The sequence below is a fragment of the Vibrio sp. T3Y01 genome, assembly GCF_013114525.1.
Classification (GTDB): Bacteria; Pseudomonadota; Gammaproteobacteria; order Enterobacterales; family Vibrionaceae; genus Vibrio; species Vibrio chagasii_B.
Window position 1 is genome coordinate 148015 of the sequence record NZ_VTXJ01000003.1, and the last position, 16643, is coordinate 164657.

The 16643-nt window shown below is 44.0% G+C and carries 15 protein-coding genes; 8 read left to right on the forward strand and 7 right to left on the reverse strand.

Going from position 1 to position 16643, the window contains the following annotated elements; translation table 11 throughout:
* Nucleotides 1-157 precede the first annotated feature (157 nt).
* Together F0232_RS04950 and F0232_RS24935 are read right to left on the reverse strand one after the other, a co-directional pair.
* Nucleotides 158-907 carry a hypothetical protein gene (locus tag F0232_RS04950; RefSeq protein ID WP_105057261.1) on the reverse strand — a complete coding sequence of 250 codons (750 nt, stop codon included), beginning with the start codon at nt 905-907 and terminating at the stop codon, nt 158-160.
* A 266-nt stretch (nt 908-1173) separates the two neighbouring features.
* Complete coding sequence (locus tag F0232_RS24935; protein ID WP_105057260.1) at nt 1174-1758, reverse strand: phage antirepressor N-terminal domain-containing protein; 585 nt, start codon at nt 1756-1758, stop codon at nt 1174-1176.
* A gap of 609 nt (nt 1759-2367) precedes the next feature.
* Here F0232_RS24935 and thrS point away from each other — a divergent pair.
* From thrS to F0232_RS04990, 6 genes are all read left to right on the forward strand, one after another.
* Entirely contained in the window at nt 2368-4296 is a 1929-nt protein-coding gene (gene thrS, locus F0232_RS04965) for a threonine--tRNA ligase (RefSeq protein ID WP_171750719.1), read from the forward strand.
* 2 nt (nt 4297-4298) lie between these two features.
* Nucleotides 4299-4850 (forward strand): translation initiation factor IF-3, encoded by a 552-nt coding sequence (infC, locus tag F0232_RS04970; protein ID WP_080566530.1) that lies wholly within the window; start codon nt 4299-4301, stop codon nt 4848-4850.
* 104 nt (nt 4851-4954) lie between these two features.
* Nucleotides 4955-5149: a 50S ribosomal protein L35 gene (gene rpmI, locus F0232_RS04975; protein WP_004738430.1), complete on the forward strand. Its 195-nt coding sequence runs from the start codon at nt 4955-4957 to the stop codon at nt 5147-5149.
* Nucleotides 5150-5191: 42 nt separating this feature from the next.
* A complete protein-coding gene (rplT, locus tag F0232_RS04980; RefSeq protein ID WP_004733517.1) occupies nt 5192-5545 on the forward strand; it encodes a 50S ribosomal protein L20 in 354 nt (117 codons plus the stop codon).
* Nucleotides 5546-5753: 208 nt separating this feature from the next.
* Nucleotides 5754-6068 (forward strand): N(4)-acetylcytidine aminohydrolase, encoded by a 315-nt coding sequence (yqfB, locus tag F0232_RS04985; RefSeq protein WP_061032734.1) that lies wholly within the window; start codon nt 5754-5756, stop codon nt 6066-6068.
* A 50-nt stretch (nt 6069-6118) separates the two neighbouring features.
* Entirely contained in the window at nt 6119-6568 is a 450-nt protein-coding gene (locus tag F0232_RS04990) for a hypothetical protein (RefSeq protein ID WP_105057259.1), read from the forward strand.
* Between the two features lie 131 nt (nt 6569-6699).
* Here the strand turns inward: F0232_RS04990 and F0232_RS04995 are convergent, their stop codons facing one another.
* The 5 genes from F0232_RS04995 to F0232_RS05015 all read right to left on the reverse strand — a co-directional run bounded on the left by F0232_RS04995 (nt 6700) and on the right by F0232_RS05015 (nt 13082).
* Nucleotides 6700-7938 (reverse strand): leucine-rich repeat-containing protein kinase family protein, encoded by a 1239-nt coding sequence (locus tag F0232_RS04995; RefSeq protein ID WP_061032732.1) that lies wholly within the window; start codon nt 7936-7938, stop codon nt 6700-6702.
* A gap of 115 nt (nt 7939-8053) precedes the next feature.
* Nucleotides 8054-9628 (reverse strand): ABC-F family ATP-binding cassette domain-containing protein, encoded by a 1575-nt coding sequence (locus F0232_RS05000; RefSeq protein WP_061032731.1) that lies wholly within the window; start codon nt 9626-9628, stop codon nt 8054-8056.
* Nucleotides 9629-10121: 493 nt separating this feature from the next.
* A complete protein-coding gene (locus tag F0232_RS05005) occupies nt 10122-10709 on the reverse strand; it encodes a TetR/AcrR family transcriptional regulator (protein ID WP_061032730.1) in 588 nt (195 codons plus the stop codon).
* Nucleotides 10706-12142, reverse strand: coding sequence for a coniferyl aldehyde dehydrogenase (locus tag F0232_RS05010; protein ID WP_061032729.1), 1437 nt, complete (start codon nt 12140-12142; stop codon nt 10706-10708). Before F0232_RS05010 ends, F0232_RS05005 begins: the two co-directional genes overlap by 4 nt.
* A gap of 235 nt (nt 12143-12377) precedes the next feature.
* Nucleotides 12378-13082 (reverse strand): class I SAM-dependent methyltransferase, encoded by a 705-nt coding sequence (locus tag F0232_RS05015; protein WP_017082744.1) that lies wholly within the window; start codon nt 13080-13082, stop codon nt 12378-12380.
* A 424-nt stretch (nt 13083-13506) separates the two neighbouring features.
* On the opposite strand from F0232_RS05015, the gene speA reads away from it, so the two are divergent.
* Together speA and speB are read left to right on the forward strand one after the other, a co-directional pair.
* A complete protein-coding gene (gene speA, locus F0232_RS05020; protein WP_105057850.1) occupies nt 13507-15414 on the forward strand; it encodes an arginine decarboxylase in 1908 nt (635 codons plus the stop codon).
* On the forward strand, nt 15414-16343 hold the full coding sequence (gene speB / locus F0232_RS05025) for an agmatinase (protein WP_061032727.1): 930 nt from the start codon (nt 15414-15416) through the stop codon (nt 16341-16343). The genes speA and speB overlap by 1 nt, the downstream gene beginning before the upstream one ends.
* Nucleotides 16344-16643 lie beyond the last annotated feature (300 nt).

Here is a 16643-nt window from a genome sequence, read left to right on the forward strand (position 1 = left end):
CATAATCTATGTTGCCAAAATAAGAGAACTACATAGGTTATTATAGGTAGTGTGCTCTGAGCTTCGGTTTACTAGAGTCAAGTTGTCTAACTAGTTGACTTAATGCCATGGTAGATATTAAAAATCATATCTATTGAATTATATTCAAGCGCTGATGTTATAAAGCTTTAGCCTGATCCTCTGTGTGAAGTTCCATCAAGTTTTCTAGTAAGAGCTCTAGTTTATCTTCTATATCAAAATCTCTTAAGCTATAGACGGGCTTCTTTTTGTTTGCAAGAATCTTTCTCACTTCCCAGCGAGTTGCAAAATCACAGCGTTTTGCAACTAGCGAAATATCCTTATCTGTTTGTTCAAGTTGTTCTGTAAACCCCCAGTCGTTCATTTTAACAATCTGACTTTCCACAAAATCAGGGGGTATGTCTTCGTTATTGAACTCTTTGATTGTTTTTAGTTGTTGGCAATAATCATTCATCAGTGCGAAGATTCCTGCATATGCTTCTTTGCCTCTAAGCCTATATGCAAGAACAGGATTGTCATTTGCTAAGCTTTTTAGGCTTTTTTCATATGCAGTTAAGAAATCAACCGAGATATTGGGAGCCATAGTTTCAATAAGCGAAGAAAACATTTGGTCTAGTATTTGTGTCAGTCCTTGAGGTAGTGCTTCTTTAGGTATTTGCTTCTTTTTGAAGAAATCGTTACATATTGACAAGTACTCGGCTGACAAGTCTTCGGGAGAAAACGAAGATGCTTTAAAATGAGCTCGGAATTCTAATAGGTAATAGAGTGTTTCTTTAGTAGTTTTTAATCTTTCAGCTCTTACCTTGTAAAAATAGCCTAACCCACTAGTTAACGCGCCTAAAGCTATCCCAGCGAGGCTGACTAGAGCAACGATGATTTTGATATCCACAATTAGTCCTTTAACTAAGTCAAATTAGTTATGGATAATAACATATGCATACACACGCAAAAGGTTTGAGGCTCCTATATGTGAATTTTACCAATGAACATAAAGTGAACGGTCATTTAAAGACGCCCAACTTATTCCTACTTGGGTAAAGGTTGATGAAGCTAGCCTAGATGTTACGAGGCGAGTTATGCAAGTTGTTGACTTGTAGAGAGTAGAAGAGTCATACAAACGATTAAGGCACCAATTGGCGCCTTTATCTATTCAACTCAACAATTCTTTCCCTTCACAGCTAACAACATTGCCAACCTAGAATTCGCTGTTTCAGCAATTTTCGCATAATCCTCAATAGAAAAGTAACCAGGCTCACGTAGCAATTCAGGAAGCCTTGAACGCTCGAATACCATCACGTCATTTCCAACTGGAACAGTACCGAGCACGCGGCCGTTTTCTAACGTCATTAAAAGCTTTGTGGTAACACGTGTTGGAGTATGGGCTGGGAGCTGGTTTGCTTCTTTGTTCCAGTATCGCCAAAGAACATCATCACATTCGTTTTGGTATTGGATTACTTTGTCGCGGATATCTGCACGGATTCGATTAGGTTGCAGAGTTTGGAGCCAGCCGAAGAGTTTTCGAAGGGGGATGCATGTTGCTTCGTTGTGCCTATCCAAAGAGGGGATAACCATCATGGTGACACCCCAACGCTCCGTATTAGTAGTTAGCTTTCGGTGTTGAGTTTGCCAAGCAAGCCCCATACCTTCAACTACCGGACGCATAGGTGTATATGGTTCACCATTATGTTGAATGAGGAATAGATTAGAACCGTGAAATGGTACTCGAATTTGGTTATTCATGGGATAACCCCTTTTGTGATTCGTGGTTTTTAATCACCACGCAAAGGGACCAAACTTTGGGTGGTGAACTGAATCGGGTTGGTCCTACCGCCACAAAAGGAAACGGCCAGCCGAAGCTGCCCAATCCAGTCCACCATAATTTGGGTGTGCTGAATCGCAGGCATAAAAAAACCAGCAAAAAGCTGGATGTTTTATACATCCTTTTGTGCATAGAGACTAACTCACTAAAACGGGGGACCAATCCCGTCACTGGATTTTGCCAGTGAAATTTGATTATGAGGCTAGGAACGCAATAAATCAAGATCTTGAGTAGGTGGTAACGAGTAGTAATATGACTGAAACTTCATGGCCTCTCAGGGGGGGCACCTAGATTTAGCCTAGAAAGCAATAATGACAATAGTTATCGTGCTTTGCCTTAAGTGCAGCATTGTTATTTTATGTTAATTCGTTACAATGCCCCAGTACTTATAAGGGCACATCTGTATTTGTACCCAAATTTGTACCAATTCTTACATATATCCCCATTAAGTTTTCTAACTTTTTGAATTAAATATATTAAATAATTTTCATGTGTTGCTTGGTGTGCAACACCACTGTAAAGGACAAATAATGCCAATTATTACTTTTCCTGACGGTAGTCAGCGTCAATTTGACAACCCTGTATCAACTCTAGATGTTGCCCTATCAATCGGTCCTGGTCTTGCGAAAGCAACCATTGCTGGTCGTGTAGACGGCGAGCGTGTTGATGCTTGTGATCTTATCGAAAACGATGCAAGCCTAGAAATCATCACTGCTAAAGATGAAGTTGATGGCCTTGAGATCGTTCGTCACTCTTGTGCTCACCTTTTAGGCCACGCGGTTAAGCAGCTTTTCCCAGAAGCGAAAATGGCGATCGGTCCTACCATCGATAACGGTTTCTACTACGATATCGACCTTGAGCACTCTCTAACGCAAGAAGATCTAGAAAAGATCGAAAAGCGCATGAAAGAGCTAGCGAAGACTAAGTACCAGGTTGTTAAGAAGAAAGTTAGCTGGCAGGAAGCGCGTGATGCTTTCGAAGCTCGCGGCGAAACATACAAAATGGAAATCCTAGACGAGAACGTTTCTAAAGACGACCGTCCAGGCCTATACCACCATGAAGAATACATCGATATGTGTCGTGGTCCACACGTACCACATATGGGTTTCTGTCAGCACTTCACACTACTAAACGTAGCGGGTGCTTACTGGCGTGGTAACAGTGACAACAAGATGCTTCAACGTATCTACGGTACTGCATTCCATGATAAAAAAGCGCTTAAAGCTCACCTAGTTCGTCTAGAAGAAGCGGCTAAGCGTGACCACCGTAAGATTGGTAAAGCATTGGATCTATTCCACATGCAGCAAGAAGCACCAGGCATGGTGTTCTGGCACCACAACGGTTGGACTATTTTCCGTGAACTAGAAGTGTTCGTACGTCAAAAATTGACTGAGTACGATTACCAAGAAGTAAAAGGCCCACTAATGATGGACCGTGTACTTTGGGAACGTTCTGGTCACTGGGACAAATACGCAGAAGCGATGTTCACAACGTCTTCAGAGAACCGTGAATACGCTATCAAGCCAATGAACTGCCCGGGTCACGTACAGATCTTCAACCAAGGTCTTAAATCATACCGTGATCTACCGCTACGTATGGCTGAGTTCGGCTCATGTCACCGTAACGAGCCGTCTGGCGCACTTCACGGCATCATGCGTGTTCGTGGCTTTACTCAAGATGACGCTCACGTATTCTGTACTGAAGACCAAGTTCAACAAGAAGTTAAAGCTTGTATTGAAATGGTTTACGACACTTACACAACTTTCGGTTTCGAAAACATCGTTGTTAAGCTGTCTACTCGTCCAGAGCAACGTGTAGGTTCTGACGAAATGTGGGACCGTGCTGAGGCTGACCTTAAGCTTGCACTAGAGTCAATGGAGATTGCATACGAGATTCAAGAAGGCGAGGGTGCATTCTACGGACCTAAGATTGAATTTACTTTGCATGATTGTTTGGACCGTGCATGGCAATGTGGTACAGTGCAGCTCGATTTTGCATTACCAGAGCGTTTAGGTGCAACTTACGTAGGTGAAGATAACGAGCGTCACACGCCAGTTATGATCCACCGCGCGATTTTAGGTTCACTAGAGCGTTTCATCGGTATTCTTATTGAAGAATACGCTGGCTTCTTCCCAACGTGGTTGGCGCCAGAACAAGCAGTTGTAATGGGCATTACAGACAAACAGTCTGAATATGTACAAGAAATTACGAAAAAACTGCAAAAAAGTGGATTTAGAGTCAAAGCAGACTTGAGAAATGAGAAGATTGGCTTTAAAATCCGCGAACATACTTTGAAACGTGTACCGTTCATGCTTGTGTGTGGTGACCAAGAAATGGAAGCCGGCGAAATTGCAGTACGTACACGTAAAGGTAAAGACCTTGGCAAGTTTAAAGTGGATGACTTTATTTCATACATCCAAGCTGAGGTTTCAAGCCGTAAGCTCAATCTGGAGGAATAGCTATTAAAGGCGGAAGACGTGGCCAGCAACCGGCCAAACAAAACCAGCACCGTTTAAACGGTGACATTCGTGGCGTTCGTGAAGTGCGTCTAACTGGCGCTGACGGCGAAGCTGTTGGTGTAGTTTCAATCGCTGAAGCGATGGAAGCTGCAAATGAAGCTGGTATGGATCTAGTAGAGATCAGCCCTAACGCCGAGCCGCCAGTTTGTCGTGTGATGGACTACGGTAAGTTCCTCTTCGAGAAGAGCAAAGCTGCGAAAGAGCAGAAGAAAAAGCAAAAGCAGGTTCAGATTAAGGAAGTTAAATTCCGTCCTGGAACTGATATTGGAGACTATCAGGTAAAACTACGCAACCTGACTGGTTTCCTTGAAGACGGCAACAAAGTGAAGGTAACAATTCGCTTCCGTGGCCGCGAAATGGCTCACCAAGACATCGGTGTTGACGTTCTTAATCGTTTGAAAGCGGATACTGAAGAATTTGCAGTAGTCGAATCTTTCCCAACGAGAATTGAAGGTCGCCAGATGATCATGGTATTGGCCCCTAAAAAGAAGTAATTAACGGCTTTGCAAGTAATTGAACCCTGCAGCCTCAGGTTGCGGGGTTTTATTCGCCCTAATTACTATGTTATTAACAACTCAACAATGCGGAGTTATTCATCATGCCTAAGATGAAAACCAACAAAGGTGCTGCTAAGCGTTTCCAGAAAACTGCTGGTGGTATTAAGTTTAAGCACGCTGGTAAACGTCACATCCTGACTAAGCGTACTACTAAGAACAAGCGTCAGCTACGTCCGAACTCGATCCTTCCTAAGTGTGAAGTTGCTCAAGTTCTACGTATGATGCCATACGCTTAATTCTTTTTAGTTTATAAATTCGTTTAGTTTAGGAGAAGCATAATGCCTCGCGTAAAACGTGGTGTACAAGCTCGTGCACGTCATAAGAAAGTTCTAAAACAAGCTAAAGGTTACTACGGAGCACGTTCACGTGTTTACCGCGTAGCTTTCCAAGCAGTTACCAAAGCTGGTCAATACGCTTACCGTGACCGTCGTAACAAGAAACGTCAATTCCGTCAACTTTGGATTGCACGTATCAACGCGGCATCTCGTCAAAATGGTCTATCTTACAGCCGTTTCATCAACGGTCTTAAGAAAGCATCTATCGAGATCGATCGTAAGATTCTTGCTGACATCGCAGTATTCGACAAAGCAGCATTCGCTGTTCTAGTTGAAAAAGCGAAAGCATCTCTATAATTTAGAGTTAGCTTTAAGGTTTAAGAAAAGGAGAACTTCGGTTCTCCTTTTTTATTGCCTGTAATTTCTCCTCTAGAGATTCCCAACTCCTTCCTGTGTCAGTCTTGGGAATGACGAGATAAACTTCCGCATCTAATTTTTATTCGCTTGAACAAGCATTCTGGTATATAAACATCTACCTAACCTTTAATGTTAAGCGACTGAATAAATGACCGCACCAACCACTATGACGTTCTTCGAACGTTTCGAAGCTGACATCCTTTCTGGCAAAAAGACCATCACCATTCGCGATGAATCAGAGCGTGATTACGAACCGGGTAGCGTTGTTGAAGTATCAACGTTAGAAGCAGGGCGCGTATTCTGTAATCTTAAGATCATTAGCGTAGAACCGATCCTGTTCGATGAACTGGGCGAGTTCCATGCACAACAAGAGAACATGACGCTGCAAGTGTTGAAAGATGTGATTCAAGATATCTACCCAGGTATATCTCAGCTTTACGTTGTTTCTTACGAGCTGGTTTAATCGCTAACAACGAACCTGTAGTGCTTTTCTTGGATAGATAGGGAGGATTAATGACTGAGTTATCGAGCGATACTAAACCGCAAATCTTGCTTCAGCTTTATTGTCGCGAGCAAACGGAACAGCCGTTAATTCCTCGAGCTGATCTCGACACCGATATTTACGACAGCGAAACGTTTTTAGCTTGGCGAGAAACCAAGCGCGATTTTGTTGTCCGTGATATTGAAAATCGTGTTTGGGTGAAAAGCTGCCCGGCTGGATACATTACTGAAGTGCATTTTAAAGGCGATGGCACTCTTACTGAGTACCGTTTATTTGATCGCTTTAAGACGGTAGGGCGGTGGCAGTTAAAAGATGGCTTACTGCACGTTGAGATTACTAAAGGCGACAACCGATATGAATTCGCGGTTGTAGCTCGAGCTGACCTTAATATTCACTCAGCGGTGGAGTATAAGAACAGCGAGCTGCATTCGTACCTGAAGCTGGTGCAAGTTGAGCGTTAACTTCTTTTGTCGAGCTTACTAAAGAGATAGACCTTCCAAAAAGAAAAAAGCCAACAGTGATGTTGGCTTTGTTGTTTCTTGTGAAGCTAACCGAGCGTTAGCATTCTATCAACTTGGTTTATCTGTTGCGTTTATGCTTCAAAGTTTGTTAGGCGTGAGTGCCGTTCACTTCCAACATCTTGCTTGGCACAAACCGTTAGTAGGTCATCAATAAAGTACTTGAGAGCGCGGGCCTCGATGCGTCGAATGCCTTGTTGCTGCTCTTCAGTCAGGTAACCGTAGATGGTCGCCGCTCCAAAATCACCAAAGATCATTTGGCCTTGTTCATTGACTAGGGTGTTGTGCGCATACAAATCACCGTGACAAACCTGGTTGTCATGCAGGTGATTAAATACATTGATCATCTGAGTCATAATGTTGTCGATTTGCGAGATCGGAAGTTCGAAACCTTCAGGGAAAGTATCACGCGTGCAAGTCTCGAGTGTTGGTGGTAGCCCTAGGTTGTAGTAGCTGCTTGGAATGAGTTCCATCACCAAAGCTAGGTAATCTTGTTCTTCAACTTGAGCAATGGACTTTACCAAGTTGTTATGGTGACCAGCTTGAAGGCACGCTTCCAGTTCATCATGTGGGTAGCCGTCACTGGTGACTTCGCCTTTAAACACTTTAACCGCCACTTCCTGTGGAAAATCAAAGTCGCTGTTTAGCCAGCTTGCATGCGAGATCACGCCAGATGCGCCTTGGCCAAGTACTTGATTTAGTGAATAGCTTTGAGAGCTAACCGCAGGCACGCTATCTAAGCTGCTAGGGTGTTTGCAAAAAGGGTTACCCGCAAACGCTAGCCAAGCCAGTTTAGGTAGCTTGATAAGGAATTCTGGGAACTCAGTCAGTTGGTTTGCAGACAAGCGAACCAGTTCGAGGTTGGATAGCTTTTCCATACTCTCAGGTAAAGCGCGAAGCTGGTTGCCTGCGAGTGCTAGCTTTTGCAGTCTTGGTCTTTCGCCCAGTGAGTTCGGTAGAACTTCGATGGCGTTGTCGGTCAGGATCAACCAGCGTAATAGAGGTGGTAGAGATACTTCACTTACGGTTTTGATTTGGTTGGTCTTGAAACCGATCATTTCAAGCTTAGGAAGTGACCCAAGAACATCAGGAAGGTGCGTGAACAGATTATTCGACGCAAAGATAATACGCAGGTGAGTAAGCTGTGATAACTCTTCAGGCAAGTCTGATAGCTGATTCCCCGAAAGATCCAGAATCTCTAGTGAATCGGCGAGGTCCAAGATTTCTAATGGAAACTCAGTGAGACCTTCTGATAATTTTAAGCGCTTAATACCTTTAAGTTGCCCTGATTTTAATTGTTCTAGAGTATGCAAACCTTAGCCTTATGAATAGATGTTCGAGGCGCGTAGTTTACTTGTCTCAATCGAGAAAGGCGAGTATCCGCAACAATACTCGCCTATCTAAACTCAGTGGTTGTTGATATCAAGGTTAAAGCTGAATACGATTTTGGCTAACGCCGACCTCCTCAACAAAATCCAAGTCATGACTGACTAAGATAAAAGCTCCTTGGTATCCACGTAAAGCTGACGCCAATATCTGCTTTGAGTCGATATCTAAATGATTGTCTGGCTCATCAAGCAGCAGTAATGGGGAGTCTTGCTTATGACTGACAATCAACATCGCTAGCTTCATTTTCTCTCCACCACTTAGGTGAGCGACTTTGCGGTAAACGGAGTCGCGCCTAAAGCCTATGCCTGCTAACAATGTCCGAGCTTCACTTTCTGTTAGCCCATCACTATGTGTCATGAGGCTATCGAACATGGTGTTATGGGTATCCAATAAACCAAAGTGTTGATCAAGGTACACCGTAGATCCTAAGCGTTTGATGGTACCAGTGTAATGCGAGTGCTCGTTGTGAATCGTTTTCAACAGTGTCGACTTACCACAGCCGTTTGCGCCGCTTAGATAACAGCGGTCACCTTGTGACAGAGAAAAATTGATAGCAGTACCAGACCCATATTCAAGTCGGCAATCTTCAACAGTTAATAGCGCGTTCTTTTTCTTGCTATTACTCTGTTGTAGATACAAGGCCTGCGGTTTCAGTTGCTCTTTTTGTTCTTTAAGAGATTGAAGCTTATCTTGATTTTGCTCCTTTAAGTTATTTTGGCTAGTGGCTGATGTTGCTTGTGTTCGTCCGGCTTTGTCTTTCATTGCATCCAGTAAGATCTTGGGCTGACTGCCTGATTTTCGCAGTCGGTTTCCTTGCGCCTCTCGCTGTTGTGCTTTTTCTTTGTTGGCTTGAGCTTGGCGTTCAAGTCGTCTCTTTTCTGATTGATGATGAGCAATCTGTTTATCTAGTGCATCGGCCTGATTCGACATTTGTTTGAAGTAGTCATCGTAGTTTCCTGTATAGAAACGTAACCCCAAACTGTTGAGGTGGTAGATCCCTTCCATGTGCCTCAACAGGCTTCGGTCATGGCTAACCATCAGTATTTTGCCTTCAAATTGTTGGCACTGTTCTATTAACCAGCTGCGCCCGTCACTGTCTAAATGATTCGACGGCTCATCGAGAATCAGTATGGTGTGGTCTGAAGTAAACAGTTGATGAAGCTGTAAAAGGGCAAGCTGCCCACCGCTTAGTGTGTTGCATGGCGTGGTCAACTCGCTGGTTATTTTCAGATTGGCCAATAGCCTCTGAATGTTGTCTTGCAAATCCCAATCGTCACCAACGATGTCAAAATGTTGATGCTCGCAGCTGCCTTGTTCGATAGCTCGCAAGGCATTGAGTTTATTCGTGATACCTAAGAAATCAGCAATGCTGATCGTGCTATCCAAAAGTTCTGAAGGCAATTGTGAGTAGAAACCAATCGAGCCTTGTCTAGATACACTCCCAGATGTCGGCTGCACTTGCCCAGTGAGTAATGAAAGTAGCAACGATTTTCCGGCTCCGTTTCTTCCAACCAAGCCAGTCAGTCTTGAGTTCAAATTGAAGGTGACGTCTTGAAATAGCCATTCACCAGTATCGAGTTGGAATGAGAGATTGTTGGCTAAAATAGTAGGCATAAAAATACCTCCCTTTACGTATAAACGAGTAAAAGGGGCGAGGCGCTTTTCTGAGCAAGATCCAACTGGATGCTAACAACAGATCGCCATAGGCGTTACTTAGGTAGATGACCAATGAAAGAGAGAAAGCGGTATTGAGATGGTTTCTGTCTTTTAGGTGTGCTCTGGAAGATACAGGCCGTTAATCGGCGGATCTTTTTAGAGCCTAATTTGTCGCGAAAATAGATGACGAAGTAACGCCCACTAACCCCGAGTGTCCAAATGATTTTTAAAAAATAAATCGGATGTCAGGATGTTAGTACTTCATTATGGCGTTATTCTCTTTGAAATGATGGTGGAATGGTACTGAATGCGGGCTTAAAAAGTCAACAGGGTAAAGTGATTAAAATGTACCCAAATAATAAAAGCGCCGATGAGACGCTTTTATTGATTCGATGAAATCTGACACTGCTAAATGGCAGGGTACTTAGCTTATAGCTCGCAGATAATCTAGCTAACAGGACGACTGAGCTTGACCACCAATAGCACGCCAGCACATATCAAAACTGTCGTTGATGTACATTTCTGACTGCTCTGGCTGCGGCTCTTGTTGATCAATAAGCCAGTTCGCACAGATCAAAAAGTGGCTATGGATGAAGTGTCTCACGAGATTAATGTCTAACACCATCAACTCTTCGGCCTGCTGTCCTTTCAAAATGATGTCATCGAGTGACGCAAACATTTGCGAAACAATGACTTCACGAGTTTGAGTCGTTGGGTCAAAGTGCACATTGGTGAAGAATTTCATGGCGACTGGGTTTTCCAATGCCCACTCAATTCCGGTCATCCACATGAATTTAAAGGCTTGATAGCGATTTTGTTCAGCGATTTCGGTGTGCTGAGCCAGAGTAGAAAATAGCTCTACTTTCAATTCACGAAACAGTTCATCAATCAGTAGAGATTTGTTCTCAAAGTGATGAAACAGTGTCGCTTTCGCTACACCGGCGGTCTTCGCTATTTGCCCAGTAGATGTGCCCTCTAACCCTTGTTGGGAAAAGAGTAGGAGCGCAGCATCTAGGATTTTTTGCCTTTTTGTAATCATCGATTCAGTACTTTGAACATCATTTTCTTGATTGGGTTGTTGTATGGAGGGTGCATCAACTTAGTGAAGTTGATCTTGCCTCGAGTCAACACGGTTTTTGCATGGCTAAAGGTCTTGAAGCCTTCAATACCGTGGTAGTGTCCCATGCCTGAAGGGCCAATACCACCAAACGGTGCGTCTTCTGCTGCTACATGCACCAAAGAGTCATTGATACAAACGCCGCCTGAATGAGTGTCCGATAGGAATCGGTCTTGGGTTTTCTTGTCGTGACTCATTAGGTACAGCGCAAGTGGACGTTCTCTTGTTGTGATGTAGCTTATCGCTTCGTCAATTGAATCATACGGCACGATAGGAAGCACAGGACCAAACAACTCTTCTTGCATTGCCACCATGTCATCATTCACTTCGGTGAGAAGGTGCGGTGTCATTCTGTGGTTCACGTCGTCTTGTGCCTGCTCGGTAACGGTGTGTATCACAGCACCTTTTGACTTCGCATCTTCAACTACACCTTTTAATCGATTGTACTGGCGCATATTAACCACTGAGGTTAAGTCTTTGCTCTCAATTCCTGCTTTATAAAGCTTCTTGAAGTAGCGCTTGTAAGCGGTGATAAATGCATCGACTTTCTCTCGTGGAAGCAAGATGTAATCCGGTGCGACACAGATTTGACCTGCATTTAAGCTCTTGGCAAACAGGATACGTTCTACCGCGTCAGCAACATCGAAATCAGGCGCAATGATGGTCGGAGACTTTCCGCCTAGCTCAAGTGTAACCGGCGTTAGGTTAGCAGCTGCTGCTTTCATTACGTGCTTACCAACAGAGGTTGAGCCTGTAAACAGGATATGGTCAAACGGCAGCTGGCTAAACTTAGCAGAAACATCGGCTTCACCTTCGATGATGGCCACTTGTTCTTCACTGAAACCTTCGGCCAACATCGTTTTCAACACACGGTTTGTTGCAGGAGTAAACTCAGACATCTTGAGCATTGCAGTGTTACCTGCAGCCAATGCTGTGATGAGAGGACCCAAAGAGAGCATAACTGGGAAGTTCCAAGGCACGATGATGCCAACCACACCTACTGGCTGATAATGCACAGTAATCTTGGCTGGTGTTAGCATCAAGCCGGCTTTACGACGTGAAGGCTTCAACCACTTCTTAAGATTTTTATCACTGTAATTAATCTGGTGTAGGGAAGGGGTGATGTCAGCAATTAAGCTGTCGTGCTTTGCTCGATGGCCATAATCTTCTGATACCGCTTCAATTAACTGCTCTTGGTAGCGCATTAATAGTTTTTTCAAGACTGAGAGATCATTTCGTCTCTGCTCAAGTGTTGGATTAACGTTATTACGGTAGTGATCTTGTTGTCGGTTGAATATTTGATCCATGTCGTTGGTGCTCGACGTGTTTGGTTCAAGGTCTAGATTATGGCTCATAGTATCCCCTAAATTCGAAGGCTGACCGATTGGTTGGTCAGTTAAAATTACAAGAAGTTAGGATCGAATACAAGATATGGACAAGAAAAGTTTATTTTTTGTGCAATGAACTGGCGATTTAGTTAAGTGGGCGCAACAACGGAAAAGTTGGTATTAAGGAAGAAGTGACTGGTTTGGCAGAGAAATGTTCGTGTGCCTTTAGTGTAGTTAAAGGCACACGCGATTTGATTGCGGGTTAGGCTGAGACTTTCTCGCAACGCATAAAGATGAAGTTAACGTTTTTCGATAAGCGCTCGTACGTTTCTTCTGAGATGGCTTTGGCCTTCTCGTCGATTGTGCCTTCGGTGATTTGTGAAATCAGCAAGCCAGATTGACTAACAGCTTGGCAAAGCTCGGTTAATGAACGGCGGTAGAAGCTTACCTGAACGGGTGTTCCAACCGTGTTCCACTCTTCTTGAATGAATTCGCGTTCAAAGTAGTTACCTGAAAGGGTGCATTCAAAATCCGCAAAAGGGTGGTGAGTGGAAAACACGATGTAGCCGCCCGGTTTCAAAACGCGATACACGTCATCAAAGACAGGCTTTAGATCTTCAATGTAATGCAGTACCAATGGGCACACGATGACATCAGCGCTGTTATCAGCTTCCTTAGGTAAACCAAGAGCAGCATCTTGCGCGTATGCGGTCACATTGGGGATTTGTTTTCCGTTCACTAGGTCAACCATATCTTGAGACAGGTCGGTACACGTGACTTTGTTGGCACCTTGGTCGATAAACCACTGTGCGTATATACCTGAGCCGCAGCCAAGGTCGACAATATCGAGCCCTTTAACATCGTCTAGTAAGGCTATGGTTGATGGGCGTTCTAATAGGGCATTATAAATATTATCGCGAGCAGCAGAGTCGTATTGCTTTGCGTAGGTGGTGTACATTTCGGACATGATTTAACACTCATCAATAGGTATGGAAGAACAGGATACTGACTATCTTAGTGATAGCGAGAGTTGTGATATTGAAGTGCCGATATTTGTCACAAACCTGACTTAACATCACCAAAATAGCCAAGAATTTTAGGTGTGAATGCTATTTTATTCACCTGATTTTTTATGAGAAAGTGCTTTATATTTAATGCGCTTCAGCCTGCTTTTTGCCCTAAAACCTTGTAATTCCTTACCTGTCACTTTAAGTCGATCTGTCGATAAAAAAACGTAATCGTAACCACAAATATCAATGGTTGGACTCGCTCTTCATAATATCGGTTAATGCAGCCAACAAATCGTTTTTGAGCGTTTTTTGTTGGGTTATACCTCGCTATTCCAAAGAGGTATCTTCTGTCGATGGCCCTATAGTGTGAGGTCTCTAGAATTGGAAAATTCGGTTAATTTGGAACGCATCCGTGCTGAGTATAATGTAAAGCACTGGAGCCAAGGTTTTTATGGAATTGATGACAACGGTGAAGTGTATGTTTCACCAAGCGAAACGGATCATCAAGTCCCACTAAGTAAGATCGTAAAACAGTTAGAGCAAAGAAATATTGGTTTACCTGCTCTTGTGCGTTTTCCTCAAATAGTGCATCAGCGTGTGCACAATATCTGTAACGCATTTAACCAAGCGATTGAAGAATATCAGTACGACAACCGCTACCTATTGGTTTATCCGATTAAAGTTAACCAGCAAAAAGAAGTGGTTGATGAGATCTTAGCGAGCCAAGCTCAATTAGAGCAAAAGCAGCTAGGTCTAGAGGCGGGCAGCAAACCTGAACTATTAGCGGTATTGGCGCTGGCTCAAAAAGCGAGTTCTGTGATCGTGTGTAACGGTTACAAAGACAGAGAATACATCCGTCTTGCTCTGATTGGCGAAAAGCTAGGGCACAAAGTATTTATCGTTCTAGAGAAGTTGTCAGAGCTTGATCTTGTTCTTTCTGAAGCGAAAGCACTTGGCGTAAAACCTCGTTTGGGTTTACGTATTCGTCTTGCTTCTCAAGGTGCAGGTAAATGGCAAGCAAGTGGTGGTGAGAAGTCGAAATTCGGTTTGTCTGCATCACAAGTATTGACCGTTATTGAACGCTTGAAAGCAGAAGACCAACTGGATGTTCTAGAGTTAGTGCACTTCCACCTTGGTTCGCAAATGGCAAACATTCGTGACGTGCGAAATGGCGTGAGTGAAGCGGCTCGTTTCTACTGTGAACTGCGTGATATTGGCGCTCAACTGAAGTTCTTAGATGTTGGTGGTGGCTTGGCAGTCGATTACGACGGCACACGTAGCCAATCTTCAAACTCAATGAATTACGGCTTGCTTGAGTACGCTCGTAACATCGTGATGACAGTAGGGGATATTTGTAAACTCTACAATCAGCCACAACCTGTGATTATTTCGGAGTCTGGTCGCTCACTGACTGCGCACCATGCTGTGTTGATCACCAACGTGATTGGTACTGAAAGCTACTCACCGGAAGACATGGCAGCGCCAGAAGCAGACGCACCGCTGTTGCTTAACAACATGTGGAAGAACTTCTTAGAACTCGATGCTGGTAACGACGACCGTGCGTTGATAGAGATCTACAACGATACGCAGAGTGATATTGCAGAAGCGCACAACCAATTTGCGACCGGTATGCTGAACCTTCAGCACCGTGCTTGGGCTGAGCAGATGTCTTTGCGTATCAACTACGAGCTTAGCACTCGTATGAGTACTAAGAACCGTTACCACCGTCCAATTTTGGATGAGTTGAGTGAGCGTTTAGCAGACAAGTTCTTCGTGAACTTCTCACTATTCCAGTCATTGCCAGACGCTTGGGGTATTGATCAGGTATTCCCTGTATTGCCATTGAGCGGTTTAGACAATGCGGATGAGCGTCGCGCTGTTGTATTGGACATCACTTGTGACTCTGACGGTACGATTGACCAGTATGTTGATGGTCAAGGCATTGAAACAACGTTGCCAGTGCCTGCGTGGAATCCAGATGAACCATACCTAATGGGCTTCTTCCTAGTAGGAGCGTACCAAGAGATCTTGGGTGATATGCATAACCTATTTGGTGATACGCACAGTGTTGTGGTGAATGTTGATGAGAGCGGAGAAGCGAACATCGACTACATCAACGAAGGCGACACGGTAGAAGACATGATGCGTTACGTTCACATTGATATGGACCTAATTCGTCAGAACTACAAAGAATTGGTAACAGCGAAAGTACCAGCGCAAGAGCAGCAAAGCGTACTTGAAGAGCTAGAGCAAGGCTTGATGGGTTACACCTATCTTGAGGATTTTTAATGAACGATCTATTTACGAAACCAGATTATTCGCTGTATTCCAATGCGATGACATTTATGCGTCGTCCATTGGTGCAAAACCCAATCGACAACGATGCTGATGTGGTTGTTTTGGGTGCGCCGCTAGATATGGCGACATCTGGTCGCCCGGGTGCTCGTATGGGCCCTGATGCGATTCGTCGTGCATCGGTAAACTTGGCGTGGGAAGGTAAGAAATTCCCGTGGGACTTCAATGTATTTGAGCATACCTCGGTGATTGATGCTGGCGACCTTGTGTTTGATTGCGGTGACGCAGAAGACCTAACTCAGCGTTTGGAGGCTGCAGCTGATGCGATTTTAAGCAGTGGAAAAACATTGCTTGGTTTAGGTGGTGATCACTTCATTACATTGCCTTTGCTAAGAGCATACGGCAAGAAGTACGGTGAGATGGCGTTGATCCACTTCGATGCACATACTGACACCTACAATCAAGGCAGCCGTTACGACCATGGCACCATGTTCTACCATGCCCCAAACGAAGGCCTTATCTCGCCAGAACATTCGGTGCAGATCGGCATTCGTACCGAGTACAAACAAGAAGGTCATGGCTTCAACGTAATTAACGCGATGCAAGCTAACGACATGAGCGTAGACGAGATCATTGCTCAAGTGAAAGGTATTGTTGGTGACAAGCCAGTGTATCTGACGTTTGATATCGACTGTCTGGATCCTGCATTTGCGCCGGGTACTGGCACGCCAGTGTGTGGTGGTTTGAACTCAGATAAAGTTCTGAAAATCATCCGCGGTTTGCAGGGCATCAACATGGTTGGTATGGACGTTGTAGAGGTTTCTCCAGCGTATGACCAAAGCGAAATTACAGCGTTAGCTGGTGCGACGATTGCGCTTGAGCTGCTTTATGTTTGGACTGCAAATCGCCTCGCTAAATCATAATGTTTCATCGGTAACAGCATAACGCTATATACTGGTTCTAAAGCCCACTAAGGTTCAACTTAGTGGGCTTTTTTTGTTTTCTAACCATCCAACTGACTGAGCTATCACAAAGCCCCATAACGCTTATGGGAAAAGTTGGTTAATCTGCTGCCAAATATCTCTTATGCAACTTATTTTATTGGTTTTTTGTGGTTTCTATAAATCAATAGCCTGCTTACTGTCTCAAAGATGGGAATTGTTGCTGTTTAGTTGTTGATGCATAGCTCACTTCAATTAATGCCTTATTTTCGCTAATGATTT

Excerpts from the sequence above, each read along its gene's own strand:
- F0232_RS05010 (WP_061032729.1), bottom strand. The coding sequence starts at position 12,142 with ATGAGCCATAATCTAGACCTTGAACCAAACACGTCGAGCACCAACGAC.
- rpmI (WP_004738430.1), top strand. The coding sequence starts at position 4,955 with ATGCCTAAGATGAAAACCAACAAAGGTGCTGCTAAGCGTTTCCAGAAA.
- speB (WP_061032727.1), top strand. The coding sequence starts at position 15,414 with ATGAACGATCTATTTACGAAACCAGATTATTCGCTGTATTCCAATGCG.
- F0232_RS05000 (WP_061032731.1), bottom strand. The coding sequence starts at position 9,628 with ATGCCTACTATTTTAGCCAACAATCTCTCATTCCAACTCGATACTGGT.
- F0232_RS24935 (WP_105057260.1), bottom strand. The coding sequence starts at position 1,758 with ATGAATAACCAAATTCGAGTACCATTTCACGGTTCTAATCTATTCCTC.
- thrS (WP_171750719.1), top strand. The coding sequence starts at position 2,368 with ATGCCAATTATTACTTTTCCTGACGGTAGTCAGCGTCAATTTGACAAC.
- F0232_RS05005 (WP_061032730.1), bottom strand. The coding sequence starts at position 10,709 with ATGATTACAAAAAGGCAAAAAATCCTAGATGCTGCGCTCCTACTCTTT.
- rplT (WP_004733517.1), top strand. The coding sequence starts at position 5,192 with ATGCCTCGCGTAAAACGTGGTGTACAAGCTCGTGCACGTCATAAGAAA.
- yqfB (WP_061032734.1), top strand. The coding sequence starts at position 5,754 with ATGACCGCACCAACCACTATGACGTTCTTCGAACGTTTCGAAGCTGAC.
- F0232_RS04990 (WP_105057259.1), top strand. The coding sequence starts at position 6,119 with ATGACTGAGTTATCGAGCGATACTAAACCGCAAATCTTGCTTCAGCTT.
- F0232_RS05015 (WP_017082744.1), bottom strand. The coding sequence starts at position 13,082 with ATGTCCGAAATGTACACCACCTACGCAAAGCAATACGACTCTGCTGCT.